This window comes from Pseudomonas sp. NPDC088885 (assembly GCF_044750025.1).
GTDB lineage: Bacteria > Pseudomonadota > Gammaproteobacteria > Pseudomonadales > Pseudomonadaceae > Aquipseudomonas > Aquipseudomonas rustica.
Window position 1 is genome coordinate 1 of sequence record NZ_JBIVJB010000102.1, and the last position, 16,309, is coordinate 16,309.

Annotated in this window: 14 protein-coding genes; 6 read left to right on the plus strand and 8 right to left on the minus strand. The window is 60.5% G+C overall.

Going from position 1 to position 16,309, the window contains the following annotated elements; translation table 11 throughout:
- From pilQ to ACIP1X_RS24675, 5 genes are all read right to left on the minus strand, one after another.
- Positions 1 to 1,984: type IV pilus secretin PilQ (gene pilQ, locus ACIP1X_RS24655; protein ID WP_400755554.1), on the minus strand; the 1,984-nt coding region annotated here is incomplete at its 3' end.
- A gap of 13 nt (positions 1,985 to 1,997) precedes the next feature.
- The gene (locus ACIP1X_RS24660) at positions 1,998 to 2,525 is read right to left on the minus strand and encodes a pilus assembly protein PilP (RefSeq protein ID WP_400755556.1); all 528 of its coding nucleotides are present in this window, start codon (positions 2,523 to 2,525) and stop codon (positions 1,998 to 2,000) included.
- Complete coding sequence (pilO, locus tag ACIP1X_RS24665; protein ID WP_400755558.1) at positions 2,522 to 3,145, minus strand: type 4a pilus biogenesis protein PilO; 624 nt, start codon at positions 3,143 to 3,145, stop codon at positions 2,522 to 2,524. Before pilO ends, ACIP1X_RS24660 begins: the two co-directional genes overlap by 4 nt.
- The gene (locus ACIP1X_RS24670) at positions 3,142 to 3,708 is read right to left on the minus strand and encodes a PilN domain-containing protein (protein ID WP_053116648.1); all 567 of its coding nucleotides are present in this window, start codon (positions 3,706 to 3,708) and stop codon (positions 3,142 to 3,144) included. The genes pilO and ACIP1X_RS24670 overlap by 4 nt, the downstream gene beginning before the upstream one ends.
- The gene (locus ACIP1X_RS24675; RefSeq protein WP_053116647.1) at positions 3,708 to 4,772 is read right to left on the minus strand and encodes a pilus assembly protein PilM; all 1,065 of its coding nucleotides are present in this window, start codon (positions 4,770 to 4,772) and stop codon (positions 3,708 to 3,710) included. Before ACIP1X_RS24675 ends, ACIP1X_RS24670 begins: the two co-directional genes overlap by 1 nt.
- A gap of 218 nt (positions 4,773 to 4,990) precedes the next feature.
- Here ACIP1X_RS24675 and ACIP1X_RS24680 point away from each other — a divergent pair, with 218 nt between their 5' ends.
- Positions 4,991 to 7,429: a penicillin-binding protein 1A gene (locus ACIP1X_RS24680; RefSeq protein WP_371925897.1), complete on the plus strand. Its 2,439-nt coding sequence runs from the start codon at positions 4,991 to 4,993 to the stop codon at positions 7,427 to 7,429.
- Between the two features lie 322 nt (positions 7,430 to 7,751).
- Here the strand turns inward: ACIP1X_RS24680 and ACIP1X_RS24685 are convergent, their stop codons facing one another.
- The 3 genes from ACIP1X_RS24685 to rpmE all read right to left on the minus strand — a co-directional run bounded on the left by ACIP1X_RS24685 (position 7,752) and on the right by rpmE (position 10,183).
- On the minus strand, positions 7,752 to 9,041 hold the full coding sequence (locus ACIP1X_RS24685) for a malic enzyme-like NAD(P)-binding protein (RefSeq protein WP_400755560.1): 1,290 nt from the start codon (positions 9,039 to 9,041) through the stop codon (positions 7,752 to 7,754).
- A 99-nt stretch (positions 9,042 to 9,140) separates the two neighbouring features.
- Entirely contained in the window at positions 9,141 to 9,941 is an 801-nt protein-coding gene (locus ACIP1X_RS24690; protein ID WP_400755562.1) for a thermonuclease family protein, read from the minus strand.
- Positions 9,942 to 9,955: 14 nt separating this feature from the next.
- Positions 9,956 to 10,183, minus strand: coding sequence for a 50S ribosomal protein L31 (rpmE, locus tag ACIP1X_RS24695; protein WP_053116643.1), 228 nt, complete (start codon positions 10,181 to 10,183; stop codon positions 9,956 to 9,958).
- Positions 10,184 to 10,457: 274 nt separating this feature from the next.
- Here rpmE and ACIP1X_RS24700 point away from each other — a divergent pair, with 274 nt between their 5' ends.
- From ACIP1X_RS24700 to ACIP1X_RS24720, 5 genes are all read left to right on the plus strand, one after another.
- On the plus strand, positions 10,458 to 12,677 hold the full coding sequence (locus tag ACIP1X_RS24700; protein WP_400755564.1) for a primosomal protein N': 2,220 nt from the start codon (positions 10,458 to 10,460) through the stop codon (positions 12,675 to 12,677).
- A 213-nt stretch (positions 12,678 to 12,890) separates the two neighbouring features.
- Positions 12,891 to 14,627, plus strand: coding sequence for an arginine--tRNA ligase (gene argS, locus ACIP1X_RS24705; protein WP_053116641.1), 1,737 nt, complete (start codon positions 12,891 to 12,893; stop codon positions 14,625 to 14,627).
- Position 14,628: 1 nt separating this feature from the next.
- Complete coding sequence (locus ACIP1X_RS24710; protein ID WP_159811618.1) at positions 14,629 to 15,333, plus strand: SPOR domain-containing protein; 705 nt, start codon at positions 14,629 to 14,631, stop codon at positions 15,331 to 15,333.
- A gap of 288 nt (positions 15,334 to 15,621) precedes the next feature.
- Positions 15,622 to 16,152: an ATP-dependent protease subunit HslV gene (gene hslV, locus ACIP1X_RS24715; RefSeq protein ID WP_016984593.1), complete on the plus strand. Its 531-nt coding sequence runs from the start codon at positions 15,622 to 15,624 to the stop codon at positions 16,150 to 16,152.
- A gap of 54 nt (positions 16,153 to 16,206) precedes the next feature.
- On the plus strand, positions 16,207 to 16,309 hold a 103-nt coding region (locus tag ACIP1X_RS24720; protein ID WP_400755565.1), incomplete at its 3' end, for a hypothetical protein.

The following is a 16,309-nucleotide window of genomic DNA, read 5'->3' on the forward strand; positions in this document are numbered from 1 at the left end:
GGAAAAGGCGGCCAAGATACGGCACATCGCCAAGAAATGGCACCTTATCTACGACCTTGCTTTGAGTATTTGAGAAAACACCACCAATCACGATGGTTTCGCCGTCGTTGACCAGCACCTTGGCGTTGACCTCGTTTTTCTTGATCGGCGGCACATCCTGCACTTTGTTCAGGTAATCCGGCTCATCCTTGGTGACCTTGACCTCCATGATAATGCGGTTGTCTGGGGTGATCTGCGGGGTGACTTCCAGCGACAGCGAGGCCTCCTTGAACGACACCGAAGTGGCGCCGCTGGAACTGGCTTCCTGATAAGGAATCTCGGTGCCCTTGAGGATTTTCGCGGTCTCCTTGTCGGAAGTGACCACTTTCGGCTGCGAGACGATTTCGCCGTTACCGGTTTTCTCCATCGCCGTCAGTTCAAGATCGAGCAACACGTTGTCGGTGATGAAGGCGATACCGATTCCCGAGGTATTGCCGACCGTACCCATGTCGACGAACGGTGAGTTGGTACTGGTGCTGCCCGGCGTGCCGATGGTTGTCGATGAACCGTTGCTGACCCCGGAGGTGTTCCAGTTGCCCTTGTTCTGGATGGAACCGCCCCAGCGCACGCCCAGGCTCTTGTCGTAATCGACGTTGGCCTCGACGATGCGCGCCTCGATCATCACTTGCCGCACCGGAATATCCAGTTGCGCCACGATCCGCCGCAGCTCATCGAGTCGGTCCTGGGTCTGATAGGCAATGATGTTGTTGGTCCGCTCATCGACGGTGATCGAGCCACGTTCATCGATTTTCGCTTCGGCACTGGTGACCGACTGGAACAGCTTGGCGATGTCTGCTGCCTTGGCGTAATTCACTTGCAGCAACTCACGACGCAGCGGCGCCAGTTCGGCGATCTGCTTCTGCGACTCCAGCTCCTGGCGTTCCCGGGCGGCGATTTCATCGGCGGGCGCGACCAGCAGCACGTTGCCGATTTTGCGTTTATCCAGCCCTTTGGTTTTCAGCACCAGATCCAGCGCCTGATCCCACGGCACGTTTTGCAGGCGCAAGGTAATGCCGCCCTGCACCGTGTCACTGGCGACCAGATTGAGGTTGGTGAAATCGGCGATCAGTTGCAGCACCGAGCGCACGTCGATGTCCTGGAAATTCAGCGAGAGCTTTTCGCCGACGTAGGCCTGGCGATCAGCATTGCGTTTTTGCAGGTCGTCGACGGTCATCGGCCGGACGCTGACGGTCAGTTTGTTGTCGGTCTGGAAAGTTGAATAGTCGTAAGTGCCGCCGGGCTCGACGGTGATGATCGCGCGATCGCCGCTGACGCTGGAATTGACGAACTGCACCGGGGTGGCGAAATCCTTGACGTCGAGGCGTACGCGAAGTTTTTCCGGCAATTGCGTGCGGGCGAAGCTGAGGATGATTTTGCCGTCATGCTCCTGAATATCCGGGGCGATGGTCGGGTCGGACAGATCGATGACCACATTGCCTTCGCCCGCCGTACCACGTTGAAAGTCGACGCCGCGAATGGCTTTGGTTTTTGCGACATAAGGTTTTATCGGTACCGCAACAGGCGTAATGCGCGGCGCGGCAACGGGACGCGGTGCTGCGGCCGGAGCACCTTGCCCCACCACCACGAACAGATTATTGCCCTCGACCCGCGTGTCATACGGCGCCAGTTGCGTGAGGCTGACGATCAGTCGCGTGCGATCCTTGGCCTCAACCACCGTCGCCGTACGCGCATTACCGCTGCCTAGATCGAGATTCTTGCTGGCCAACTGGCTGGCAACCCCGGGCAAGTCCAGAGCAATCCGCGCCGGCGACTCAGTGGTATAGCCCTTGGGCTGCGGTGGCGGGCCGTCGAACGACAGCTTCAGCTCGACGCGATCACCCGGCAATGCCGCCACGTCCAGCGTCTTCAGATTGGCCGCAATAACCATCGGCGACAACAACGCTATCCATAGCGAAAAACCGAGGGTGGAGAAAATCCTGTTCATTGTTCGACTTCCACTATGAGTGCTCTTTCAAAGGAATGGTGCGCGGACGTTCCAGCCAGGCCCCTTCGCCATCGGGAACGATCTCGACCACATCGACCTGGGTCGCGCTGATCGAGACGATGCGTCCGTCATTGCGCCCCAAGTAGTCGCCGACCTTCATCCGGTGCACGCCGCCGGCTCCGCGCAACAGCGCGAAAGAGCCGCCGGCATTGGAGATGGTGCCGACCATTTCAAACTGCTCGATGTTGAAACCTTCGAGGTATTGCTTGACCCGATTGGGGTCGGGTTTGACGTTGCGCGAACCATGTTTTTGCCCGGCCAGATCGATGCGCACCTGACGCGAGAACGGGCTGCGCAGGTTGGCGGCGCTGTAAGTGAATGTGGGGTAAGACCGGAATGTCGGGGTTGGTTCAATTTTCCCCGGCGGGCGCAGCCGCACTTCATTCATGTAGGCATCAAGGTCGCTGAAGTCATTGCCGCCACCACAACCATTGAGCGCGAGCAGTGCCATCGACAGGGCCAAATAGCGTGGCGGGCTCATTTTTGCAGCCTCTTGTCGTTATAGCGGTACGTCTTGGCGAGGATGTTCATGCGCAGCTTCGTCCCGCCTTCGGGATTGGCTGGCGCCAGTTCGAAATCATGCAGGGTGACGATGCGCGGCAACCCGGCGACGCCGCTGACGAAAGTCGCGAGATCGTGATAGGCGCCAGTCACGGTGATCTGGATCGGCAACTCGATGTAGAACTGCTGGGTGACCTCCGGCAGCAATTTGATCTCTTCAAATTCCAGACCGCTGCCCAGACCGGTGCGGGTGATGTCTTCGAGCAGGCCCGGCACTTCGGTGTCGCTGGGCAACTGCCGCAACAGCACGCCGAAGGAGTTTTCCATCTCCTTCATCTGTTGGGTGTACAGCTCGAGATTGGCCGAGACATGCGCCTTGCTGGCGAACTGCTCCTTGAGCGTGGCTTCTTCTTCGCGCTTGAGTTCGAGTTGGTCTTGCATGTCGCTGATGAAAAAGTTGTAGCCCAGCGCGAGCACCAGAATCATCAGCAATGCGCCGGCCATGGCTTTTACCGCCGCTGGCCACGAGCCGATGTTGCTGGTGTCGAGGTCGTTGAAGTCGATGTTGCGCAGGCTCTCCAGCCATTCGGACGGCTTCATGGCTCGTCCTCCGTCGTCTTCGGCTGAGTCTGACGAACGGTTAACTGGAAGACGTTGGCCTGTTCCACTTGATCGGCGGAGGTGGCTTTGACTTCATTGAGGCTCGGCGCATCGAACCAGTCGGAGGCGTCAAGATTGCGCATCAACTCGGAGACACGGTTGTTCGACTCCGCCGCGCCACTGATCGACAGGGTTTTGCCGAGCATTTTCACTTGGGTGAAATACACGCCGTCGGGCAGTGTCCGCGCCAGTTGATCGAAGATCCGCCCGCTGACCTGCCGGTTGCCCTGCAAGTCCTGGATGATGCGCATGCGTTCGACCAGTTGCTGGCGATGGGCCTTGAGTTCACTGATCTGCTTGATCCGTTCGTCGACCACGGCAATTTGTTTGCCGATGTAATCGTTGCGCGCCACTTGTCGATCGATCGCCGCGCTGATCACCTGATCGGCGATAAACACTGCGCCCACCGAACCGACGATGACCCCGGTCAGCGCCAGCAGGAAGCGTTTGCGCCGCTCTTCACGGCGCTCCTCGCGCCACGGTAAAAGGTTGATCCGCGCCATCAGTCAAAACTCCTGAGCGCGAGCCCGCAGGCAATCATCAGGGCCGGCGCATCACTGGCCAGGGCGCCAGCGTTGACCTTGCTGCTCAGGGACATGTCGGAAAACGGATTGGCCACTTGCGTCGGCGTATTCAAGCGCTGTTCGATGAGGCGATCGAGCCCCGGCACCGACGCCGTGCCGCCGGCCAGCAGAATGTGATCGACGGCGTTGTACTGCCCGGAGGCGAAGAAAAACTGCAGCGAGCGCGACACTTGCTGCACCAGCGCTTCGCGAAACGGTTGCAGGACTTCGCTGACATAGTCGTCGGGCAAGCCGCCCTGCTTTTTCGCCAGCCCCGCCTGTTCGACGGTCAGGCCGTAACGGCGCTGGATTTCCTCAGTGAGCTGACGCCCGCCGAACAGTTGCTCGCGGGTATAAATGATTTTGCCGTTGTGCAAAACGCTGAGGGTGGTCATGGTCGCGCCGATGTCGACCACTGCCACGGTGAGGCGCTCTTGCGAGGCGGCGAGTTGCGTGGAGAGCAGGCCGAACGAGCGCTCCAGCGCGTAGGCCTCGACGTCCACCACCCGCGCAGTGAGCCCGGCGAGGGCCAGCGCCGCTTCACGGACTTCGACGTTTTCCTTGCGACAGGCGGCCAGCAGCACGTTGACCCGTTCTGGATTGCGCGGCGAAACGCCCTGGACTTCGAAATCGATGGCGACTTCATCCAAGGGATAGGGAATGTATTGGTCGGCTTCGATTTTGAGCTGGTTTTCCAGTTCGTCGTCGGAAAGTCCGGCGTCCATTTCGATGACTTTGGTGATCACCGCTGATCCGGCCACCGCCACCGCCACGCTCTTGAGCCCGGTGCGCGCCTTGACCAGCACCCGGCTGAGGGCTTGGCCCACGCCTTCGAGTTCGGCGATGTTTTTTTCGACCACGGCATTCGCCGGCAATGGCTCTACCGCGTACGCCTCGACCCGGTAGCGATCGCCCTGACGGCTCAGCTCCAGCAGTTTTACCGAGGTGGAGCTGATGTCGATCCCCAGTAACGTATTGGTCTTTTTATTGAAGAGTCCTAGCACTACCAATTCCCTATGACTTTCCGTGAGTTACGGACTCTGTAATACGCATTGCGTTCCCTGACCCCACCTTGACAGACGCGCCAATGACGCCTCCGGCGGAAAAGTGCTTATAATGCCCAGCGATTTTTTCCGCTTTTTACTGCCTGCGCGGGCGTTCTGTGTGTAGCCGGAACCCCGTCGCCAAATTCATTCTTTGCCCTGGATGTCCAAACGCCTTGATTCGTCTGCTGAAATTTTTCGGTTGGTCCATCGTCGCCGTTTTCTGCGGACTGCTTTTAGGTCTCAGCGGCGCCTATCTTTACCTTAGTCCGGGTTTGCCTTCTGTGGAGGCCCTGAGAAGCATTCAGTTGCAGATTCCATTGCGGGTCTACAGCAGCGACAACAAGTTGATCGCAGAATTTGGCGAAATGCGCCGGACTCCGATCCGTTTCGCCGACATTCCCCCCAATTTCATTAATGCGTTACTAAGTGCTGAAGACGACAACTTCGCCAATCACTACGGCGTCGATCCGAGCAGCCTGATGCGCGCCGCGACGCAATTGGTTAAAAGCGGCCACATTCAGTCCGGCGGCAGCACCATCACCATGCAGGTGGCGAAGAACTTCTTCCTGACCAGCGAACGCAGCTTCTCGCGCAAAACCACTGAAATCCTCTTGGCCCTGCAGATCGAGCGGCAGCTGACCAAGGATGAAATCCTTGAGCTGTACGTGAACAAGATCTATCTGGGTAACCGCGCCTACGGCATCGAGGCGGCGGCGCAGGTGTATTACGGCAAGTCGATCCGCGACATCAGCCTGGCGCAGATGGCGATGATCGCCGGCCTGCCGAAAGCCCCGTCGCGCTTCAACCCGTTGGCCAACCCGACGCGCAGTAAAGAGCGTCGCGACTGGATCCTCGGGCGCATGTACAAGCTCGGCAAGATCACCGAAGCGGATTACACCGCTGCGATCAACGAGCCGCTGAACGCCAGTTATCACGTGCCGACCCCGGAAGTGAACGCACCGTACATCGCCGAAATGGCCCGTGCCGAAATGGTCGGCCGTTATGGCAGCGACGCCTATACCGAAGGTTTCCGCGTCACTACCACGGTACCGAGCAATCTGCAGGAAATGGCCAACACCGCGCTGCACGAAGGTTTGATGACCTACGACCAGCGTCACGGCTACCGTGGCCCCGAGTCGCGCCTGCCGGGCAAGACCCGCGAAGCCTGGGCCAGCGAGCTGACCAAACAACGCACCATCAGCAGCCTCGAACCGGCGATCGTCACGCAAGTCGACAAGAACGGCCTGCAAGTACTGACCCGCACCGGTGAAGAACACGTGGCCTGGGACACCATGAAATGGGCGCGCCCGTTCCTCAATACCAACAGCATGGGCCCGAATCCGCGTCAGCCGTCGGATGTTGCGCAGGTTGGCGATCTGGTTCGTGTGCAGCGTCAGAAAGACAATTCGCTGAAATTCAGCCAGATCCCGCAGGCGCAAGGCGCGCTGGTCTCGCTGGATCCGCAGAACGGCGCAATCCGCTCGCTGGTCGGTGGTTTCGCTTTCGAGCAGAGCAACTACAACCGCGCCATGCAGGCCAAGCGTCAGCCGGGTTCGAGCTTCAAGCCGTTCGTATACAGCGCTGCGCTGGACAGCGGCTACACCGCCGCGACGCTGGTCAACGACGCGCCGATCGTGTTTGTCGACGAGTACCTGGACAAGGTCTGGCGTCCGAAGAACGACACCAACACCTTCCTCGGCCCGATCCGCTTGCGTGAAGGTTTGTACAAATCGCGCAACCTGGTGTCGATCCGTTTGCTGCAAGCGATGGGCGTGAGCAAGACCATCGATTACATCACGCGCTTCGGCTTCAACAAGCAGGATCTGCCGCCGAACCTGTCGCTGGCACTGGGTACTGCGACGCTGACGCCAATGGAGATCGCGACCGGCTGGAGCACGTTCGCCAACGGTGGCTACAAGATCACGCCTTACGTGATCGACAAGATCGAAAGCCGTAACGGCGACACGCTGTTCGTCGCCAACCCGCCGACCGTCCCGCAGGGCGCTGCGGCAACGGACGGCATTGCCGCGCCGCACACTGACGCGATCACGGTTAACGCCACGCCGGGTGAAGCACCGGGCACTGCGGCGGCACCGCAAACGCCTGCCGTCGCCGAGCGCATCGTTGATGGCCGCACCACGTACATCCTCAACAGCATGTTGCAGGACGTAATCAAGCTCGGCACCGGCCGTCGCGCGCTGGCCATGGGTCGCAGCGACATCGCCGGCAAAACCGGTACCACCAACGAATCGAAGGATGCCTGGTTCTCCGGGTACAACGCCGATTACGTGACCACGGTCTGGACGGGCTTCGACCAGCCGGAAAGCCTTGGTCGTCGCGAGTTCGGTGGCACGGTGGCACTGCCAATCTGGATGAACTACATGTCGGCGGCGCTGAAGGACAAGCCACCGCACGTGCAGCCTGAGCCGGAAGGTTTGTTGAGCCTGCGTGTGGATCCGGTGAGTGGCCGTGCGGCGACGCCGAGCACGCCGGGGGCGTACTTCGAGCTGTTCAAGGCTGAGGATACCCCGCCATCGGTGAATGAGCTGGGTAACGGCGCTGTGCCAGGCAGCCCGCTGCCGGCGGATGAACAGGCGCCGATCGATCTGTTCTGATCCAGCGCTATTGAAAAGCCCCGCCTTCGGTTGAAGTGCGGGGCTTTTTATTGCCTGAAGATCAAGAGCCCCTCACCCTAGCCCTCTCCCAGAGGGAGAGGGGACTGACCGTGGAAAATTCACGAGATACACCGACCTGAAAGTGCATCAGCGCCTATGGATTCAACACAACACTTTCATGTCGGCGTCACTCCCCAGCATCCCCCAATCGGTCCCCTCTCCCTCCGGGAGAGGGCTAGGGTGAGGGAGCCCTTGATCTCCAGACAATAAAAAAGCCCCGACTCTCACGAGCCAGGGCTTTCGCTTGAAGCGTTACAACGGCTTAGCCGTTGAACACGTCATCCACGCTTTTCAGCGGGTAGTTCTTCGGATACGGCAGGGTTGCCACACCAGTCTCGATCGCGGCTTTAGCCACAGCGTCGGAGATCAGGGTGATCAGGCGCTTGTCCATTGGCTTCGGAATGATGTATTCACGACCGAATTCCAGCGGAGCACCGCCGTAGGCATCGCACACGTCCTGTGGCACTGGCAGTTTGGCCAGTTCACGCAGGGCGTTGGCGGCAGCCACTTTCATTTCTTCGTTGATGCGCTTGGCGCGAACGTCCAGGGCACCACGGAAGATGAACGGGAAGCCCAGTACGTTGTTGACCTGGTTCGGGTAGTCCGAACGGCCGGTGGCCATGATCACGTCGTTACGGGTGGCGTGCGCCAGTTCCGGGGAGATTTCCGGATCCGGGTTCGAGCACGCGAACACGATCGGGTTGGCCGCCATCGACAGCAGGCCTTCAGGGCTCAGCAGGTTCGGGCCGGACAGACCGACGAACACGTCAGCGCCTTGCAGAGCGTCAGCCAGGCTGCGCTTCTCGGTGGCGTGAGCGAATACCGCTTTGTACTGGTTCAGGTCGTCACGGCCGGAGTGGATCACGCCGGTACGGTCAACCATGAAGATATTTTCGATGCGAGCGCCCATGCTCACCAGCAACTTCATGCAGGAGATGGCGGCAGCGCCGGCGCCCAGGCAAACGATCTTGGCATCAGCCAGGGTTTTGCCTGCGATTTCCAGGGCGTTGATCATGCCGGCAGCGGTCACGATCGCGGTACCGTGCTGGTCATCGTGGAATACCGGAATGTCGCACTGCTCGATCAGAGCGCGCTCAATCTCAAAGCACTCAGGTGCCTTGATGTCTTCCAGGTTGATGCCACCGAAAGTGATGGAGATGCGTTTTACGGTGTCGATGAAGGCTTGCGGGCTTTCGGAGTCGACTTCGATGTCGAATACGTCGATGCCGGCGAAGCGCTTGAACAGTACGCCTTTACCTTCCATCACTGGCTTGGACGCCAACGGGCCGAGGTTACCCAGGCCGAGAATCGCGGTGCCATCGGAAATGACTGCAACCAGGTTGCCCTTGCCGGTGTATTTGTAGGCCAGTTCAGGATCGCGAGCGATCTCACGCACTGGTTCAGCTACGCCGGGGCTATAAGCCAGCGACAAGTCGCGAGCGGTAGCAGTGGCCTTGGTGAGCTCGACACTCAGCTTCCCTGGACGAGGATTGGCATGATATTCGAGAGAGGATACGCGCCTCGCAAAGTCCCCACAAGACTGAGCGGTCACCCCTGTCAAGCGCCCTGCCCTACGACTTTGGGCCAAGAGCCACGGCGCACAAGGGCTGGACTGTTCACAATCGACAGAAAAAATGTCTACAATTTTATTTCAGCGAGTGCTTTGCAACATCGACGAATCTGTCAGCGGAAGCAGCCAACGCGGCTGTCCCTGTTTCAAGCCGCCGCGCCGTGATCGATCGACAATCCAGCCGCGCGCCTCGATCTGCTTGCCCTTCAACGCCTGCAACCGGGCATTGTCGAATTGTCCGACCAGATTGGGTGCAACGCGCAATACAAGCGCACCCTGCAACTCGATCCAGGTTCCGCCACGATTGCGCTGAACCTTGCTCACACGGCCACTGACCACGGCGAAACCGGAACGCTGGATCTGCGCCGCTTTCAGCACCGGCGACTGCCGCCAGAGACCCCGGCCAGCCTGTCGCGCAGTGCGCTCGGCGGCTTGCTGACACGTAACCAAATCGATATTCGGCGCGACCGCGACCTGAAAGCCGAGGCCATCGGCGAGCATCTGCGCTTCAAGATTGGCGCCGCTGGCGCTGTAGAGGTGCGCGAGCGTGCGGCCGTAGTGATCTTTCGTCTGCTTGCCGAGGCGCAAACCGAGCTGTCCAATGCTGTCGGCCACTAATGATTCCAGACGTTTGCGCGCCGCCACCGCGAACGGCTCGTCACTGCGGCCCTGCTTGCCCAGCTCAGGTGTGTTGAGGCCGATCATCCGCACACTGCGCCCGTCGCTCAGGCGCAAGGTGTCGCCATCGACCACGCGCTGTACCGTGACGCGGGTCAGCCCTACGGGCGTGGGGCAGAACGCCTGCGCGGCGGACAGCCAAATCGCAGACACAAAAAAGGCGCCCACAAGGGACGCCTTTTTCAGCAATGAGGAAAAGCCCATCGGGCCTTTCAACTTTACTCTGCAGCAGCAGGCTTCTTGCCGAAAGCACCGAAACGGTCTGCGAAGCGCTGAACGCGGCCGCCAGTGTCCAGAGTCTTTTGCTTACCGGTGTAGAACGGGTGGCATTCGTTGCAAACGTCGATCGCCAGAGGCTTGGCCAGGTTCGAACGAGTTTCGAACTTGTTGCCACAGCTGCAGGTAACTGCGGTGACTTCGTATGTTGGATGAATATCAGCTTTCATGATGTCTTCCTCAGGCTGCGTGCCGCCATCCAACACTATTGTTGAATACCGCACGTAATTAGGCCGCGGATTCTACCAGACCTTTTAAATCACGCAAGCTGTCACCGAGACCGACCGTCTGCTAGGCTCCCGACCCTGTGGGAGCGAGCCTGCTCGCGAAGACGATCCATCAGCCAGCATTTTTGTCGCCTGACACTCCGCCTTCGCGAGCAGGCTCGCTCCCACAGGTTATGCAGCCAGTCCTTTAATCGTCTGTTGATAGAGATCCCCCCGCGTGCCCGACGCCATTCTGCGCCTCGCTTTGCCTTCGCCCCTGCGCCGCCTGTTCGATTATCGAGCGCCGGCCGGCGTGCTGCGCGAGCAATTGCAGCCGGGCATGCGTTTGCGCGTGCCGTTCGGTCGGCGCGAAATGATCGGGATTCTGGTCGAGGTCACTGACACCAGCGAAGTGCCGGTGGAGAAACTCAAACCGGCGCTGGCCCTGCTCGACACGACGCCGCCGCTACCGCCAGCGCTGTTCAAGCTGTGCCTGTGGACGTCGCAGTATTATCAGCACAGCCTCGGCGACACCTTGAGCTGGGCGCTGCCGGTGCTGTTGCGTCAGGGCGAACTGGCCGAGGCGCGTCAGGAACGTTTCTGGTCAGCCGTCCCCGGTGCCAGCCTTGATGATCCGCGTATCGCCCGCGCGCCGCGTCAGCGTGAAGCGCTCGCCACATTGGCCCAGCACCCGCACGGCGTCGCCCATCAGTTGCTGAGCAAACTGATGCTGAGCAAAGACAGCCTCGACCTGCTGCTGGCCAAAGGTCTGGTGCAAGTCGAGATCCGCCGTCACGCACCGGGCTTGCGCCATGAACATTGGCTGGCGCAACCGGAGCTGCCGCTGAACAGCGAGCAACGCGCCGCGTACGAAGCGATTCGCGCCGGTTTCGACAGTTATCACGCCTTCCTGCTGGCCGGCGTCACCGGCAGCGGCAAGACCGAAGTCTATTTGCAGTTGATCCGCGAAACCCTCGAAGCCGGCAAGCAGGCACTGGTGCTGATCCCGGAGATCAACCTCGGCCCGCAAACTTTGGCGCGCTTCGAACAGCGCTTCAATGCGCGCATCGCCCTGTTGCACTCGGCGGTCAATGATCGCGAGCGCCTCGAAGCCTGGCTCGCCGCCCGTGATGGCGAGGCCGACATTATTATCGGCACCCGTTCGGCGCTGTTCACGCCGATGAAAAATCCCGGCCTGATCATCATCGACGAGGAGCACGACGGTTCTTATAAACAGCAGGAAGGTTTGCGCTACCACGCCCGCGATCTGGCGCTGGTGCGTGCGCGGCAGGAAAACATCCCGATCGTGCTCGGCTCCGCCACGCCTTCGCTGGAAAGTCTGCACAACGCCTACACCGGACGTTACGGCCTCCTACGCCTGAATGAGCGTGCCGGTGGCGCCAAGCAGCCACGCTTCCTACGCCTGGATGTAAAAAGCCGTCCACTCGACAGCGGGATTTCCGGGCCGATGCAACAAGCCATCGGCCAGACCCTCGCCAACGGCCAGCAGGTGCTGGTGTTTCTCAACCGTCGTGGTTTCGCGCCGACGTTGCTGTGCCACGATTGCGGCTGGATGTCCGAGTGTTCGCGTTGCGATGCGCGGATGACCGTGCATCAGCGTTATGGCGAGTTGCGCTGCCACCATTGCGGCTACGTCGAGCGCACGCCGCGCCAGTGCCCCAAGTGCAACAAGGTCGACTTGCGTCCGGTGGGCGCCGGCACCGAGCGCGCCGAGGAACGGCTGGCGATTCTGTTTCCCGACTATCCGGTGCTGCGCGTCGACCGCGACAGCACCTCGCGCAAGGACGCGATGAATCAGCTGTTCGCGACGATTCAGAAGGGCCAGCCGTGCATTCTGGTCGGCACACAGATGCTCGCCAAGGGTCACCACTTTCCACGGGTGACGCTGGTGTCGATTCTGGATGCCGACGGCGGGCTGTTCTCCGGCGACTTCCGCGCCAGCGAGCGCATGGCGCAGTTGATTGTGCAGGTGGCCGGGCGCGCCGGGCGAGCGGAAGAGCCGGGCAAGGTGATTATTCAGACGCATCTGGCCGACCATCCTTTATTGGTGCAACTCACCGAGCAGGGTTATTTCGCCTTTGCCGAGCAGGCTTTGAGCGAACGCCGGGCTGCCGGGCTGCCGCCATTTGCGCATCTGGCGCTGTTGCGCGCTGAGGCGCACAAACCGGGGCAGGCGGAAGGGTTTCTCGATGAGGCGTGCAGCGAGGCGGAGCGCTTGCTGGCGGAGCAGAATCTGAGCGGGATTGAACTGCTCGGGCCAGTGCCGGCGCCGATGGAGCGACGGGCCGGGCGTTATCGTGCGCAGCTTTTATTGCAGGCGTCGGCGCGGGCGCCGCTGCATCGGTTGTTGACCAGTTGGCTGTTGGCGCTGGAGCAGATGCCGAGCGGGCGGGCGGTGCGTTGGTCCTTGGATGTCGATCCCGTCGATTTGTATTGAAGATCAAAAGATCGCAGCCTTCGGCAGCTCCTACAGGAAAACCCAGATCCCCGTGTAGGAGCTGCCGCAGGCTGCGATCTTTTGCTTTTAATGTCACCACATATCCACATCCTGCCTGCTAAGGTTGGCAAGCCCGTCTTCGCAACGGATAATGCCCAGTTTTTCCACCCGCGCATCGATGCGCCGCCGCGCTTGCGGTCGAAAGAGAAGACCATGAAAGACACCATTCGCCAGCTGATCCAACAAGCCCTCACCCAACTCGTCAACGAAGGTGTGTTGCCTGAAGGCCTGTCGCCGGCGATTCAGGTGGAGAACGCCCGTGACAAGACCCACGGCGATTTCGCCAGCAACATCGCGATGATGCTGGCCAAGCCTGCGGGCATGAAGCCGCGCGATCTGGCGGAAAAAATCATCGCCGCGCTGCCGGCTGACGAGAACGTCACCAAGGCCGAAATCGCTGGCCCGGGCTTCATCAACTTCTTCCAGAACACCCAGGCTTTGGCCTCGCGTCTCGACGCTGCCTTGGCTGATGCCCATGTTGGCGTACGCAAGGCAGGCCCGGCACAACGCACCGTGGTCGACCTGTCGGCACCGAACCTGGCCAAAGAGATGCACGTCGGCCACTTGCGTTCGACCATCATTGGCGACGGCGTGGCCCGCGTCCTCGAATTCCTCGGCGACGAAGTGATCCGTCAGAACCACGTCGGCGACTGGGGCACCCAGTTCGGCATGCTGATGGCGTATCTGCAGGAAAACCCGATCACCAGCGACGAGCTGTCGGATCTGGAAAACTTCTACCGCGCCGCCAAACAACGTTTCGATGAATCCGAAGAATTCGCCGACCGTGCCCGTGGTCTGGTGGTCAAGCTGCAGGCCGGCGATGCTGATTGCCTGGCGCTGTGGACGAAGTTCAAGGACATCTCGCTGTCGCACTGCCAGAAGATCTACGAACTGCTCAACGTCAAACTGACCATGGCCGACGTGATGGGCGAAAGCGCCTACAACGACGACCTGATCAACGTGGTCAACGACTTGAAAGCCGCTGGCATGCTGGTCGAGAGCAACGGCGCCCAGTGCGTGTTCCTCGACGAATTCAAAAATGCCGATGGCGACCCGCTGCCGGTGATCATCGTCAAGGCTGACGGCGGTTACCTGTATGCCACCACTGACTTGGCGGCCGTGCGCTACCGCAGCGGCAAACTGAAAGCCGATCGCGCGCTGTATTTCGTCGATCAGCGTCAGGCCCTGCACTTCCAGCAAGTGTTCGCCGTGGCGCGCAAGGCCGGTTTTGTGACCCATCCGATGGAGATGGAACACATGGGCTTCGGCACCATGAACGGCGCCGATGGCCGTCCGTTCAAGACCCGTGACGGCGGCACCGTGAAGCTGATCGACCTGCTGACCGAAGCGCAGGAACGTGCCTACAACCTGGTTAAAGAGAAGAACCCGACACTGGCCGAAGACGAACTGCGCAACATCGCCAAAGTCGTCGGCATCGGCGCGGTGAAATACGCCGACTTGTCGAAGCACCGCACCAGCGACTACAGCTTCAACTTCGACCTGATGCTGAACTTCGAAGGCAACACCGCGCCATACCTGCTTTACGCTTACACCCGCGTCGCCGGTGTGTTCCGTAAACTGGGCAAGGATTTCAGCGAAGTCGACGGCCAGATCGTTCTCGAAGCCGAGCACGAACTCGAGCTGGCGGCGAAACTGGCGCAGTTCGGCGAAGTGCTGAACAACGTGTCCGACAAAGGCACGCCGCACATTCTCTGCACTTATCTGTATGACGTTGCCGGTCTGTTCTCCAGCTTCTACGAGAACTGCCCGATCCTCGCCGCCGAAACGCCGGCCCAGATGCAGAGCCGTCTGCGTCTGGCCGCGCTGACCGGTCGCACCCTCAAGCAAGGCCTGGAGCTGTTGGGTCTGGAAACTCTGGAGCGTATGTAAGTTGGCTGCCAAGAAAAAACCTGCACCCAAGCGTGGCGCCAGCCGTTACCAAGCTCCTGCGAAGCAACCGATTCCGGGTTGGCTGTGGATGGCCATCGGCCTGACGGTCGGCGCGTTCATCGTGTTTCTGATGAAGCTGGAGCCGGGCAAGGGCAGCGACACGGTCAAGCGTGAGAAAGTCGAGCAAGCGCAACAGCAGAAAGCGTCGAAGATCGCCGAGGCCAACAAGACCCCGCCGAGCCCGACCCAGCCTGTGAAGCCGAAGTACGACTTCTACACCCTGCTGCCGGAATCGGAAGTGATCGTGCCGCCCGACGCCGTGCCGGAGAAAACCCTGCCGACGCCACAAGTGCCGACCACTCCGGTGACCCCGGCGGAAGCGGCGAAAATCGACACTGCGCGTGCTCAGGCGGCGCTGGCCGGGATCACCCCGCCACCGGCACCACCGGTGAAAGCGGCGCCCGTGACCAAGTTCTTCCTCCAGGCCGGTTCGTTCCGCAAAGAGGCGGACGCGGACAAAGTGCGTGCGCAGATCATTCTGCTCGGCCAGGCGGTCGCGGTTGAATCGGGCACGGTGAAGGATGAAACCTGGTACCGCGTGCTGGTCGGCCCGTTCAGCAACCGCGAACAACTGACCACTGCGCAGAAACAGCTGGCGGGCAGCGGTTTTAGCAACCTGTTGTTACAACAACGCCAAAGCCGCTGATTGTCGATGGTGGGCACCTCTCCCTGAGGTTGCCCACAAATCCCTGTGGTGAGGGGATTTATCCCCGACCGGCTGCGCAGCAGTCGTAAATCCGGCCTCCGCGATGTGTCAGACCGAGCGCAATTGCAGGTTTCAGGGCCGCTTCGCGCCCCATCGGGGATAAATCCCCTCGCCACAGTCATCACACACCATTCGTCTCCCATTACCCTCTGCGGTTGAAATCCTCTCCAGCACCCCCATATGAATGGGCATAAGGCACTTTCGCCCCGCTGTGTGGAGACTCTTCCCTTGACCACCATCGTTTCAGTCCGCCGTCACGGCAAAGTCGTCATGGGCGGCGACGGCCAGGTTTCTCTCGGCAATACCGTGATGAAAGGCAACGCGAAAAAAGTTCGTCGCCTGTACCACGGCCAGGTCATCGCCGGTTTTGCCGGTGCCACCGCCGACGCCTTTACCCTCTTCGAACGTTTCGAAGGCCAGCTTGAAAAACATCAGGGCCACCTGGTGCGCGCCGCGGTCGAACTCGCCAAAGAATGGCGCACCGACCGCTCCCTGAGCCGCCTCGAAGCGATGCTCGCGGTTGCCAACAAAGACGCTTCCCTGATCATCACCGGCAACGGTGACGTGGTCGAACCCGAAGACGGCCTGATCGCCATGGGTTCCGGCGGCGGCTACGCACAGGCTGCGGCCAGCGCCCTGCTGAAAAAGACCGACCTGTCGGCTCGCGAAATCGTCGAAACCGCCCTCGGTATCGCCGGCGACATCTGTGTATTCACCAACCACACTCAGACCATTGAGGAGCAGGATCTCGCTGAATAAGCCTGACGCGGCCCTGTGCCACGGCTTGTTTTTGCTTGAGGACCGTCAACTACTATGTCCATGACTCCCCGCGAAATCGTCCACGAACTTAACCGCCACATCATCGGCCAGGACGATGCCAAGCGCGCCGTCGCGATTGCCCTGCGCAACCGCTGGC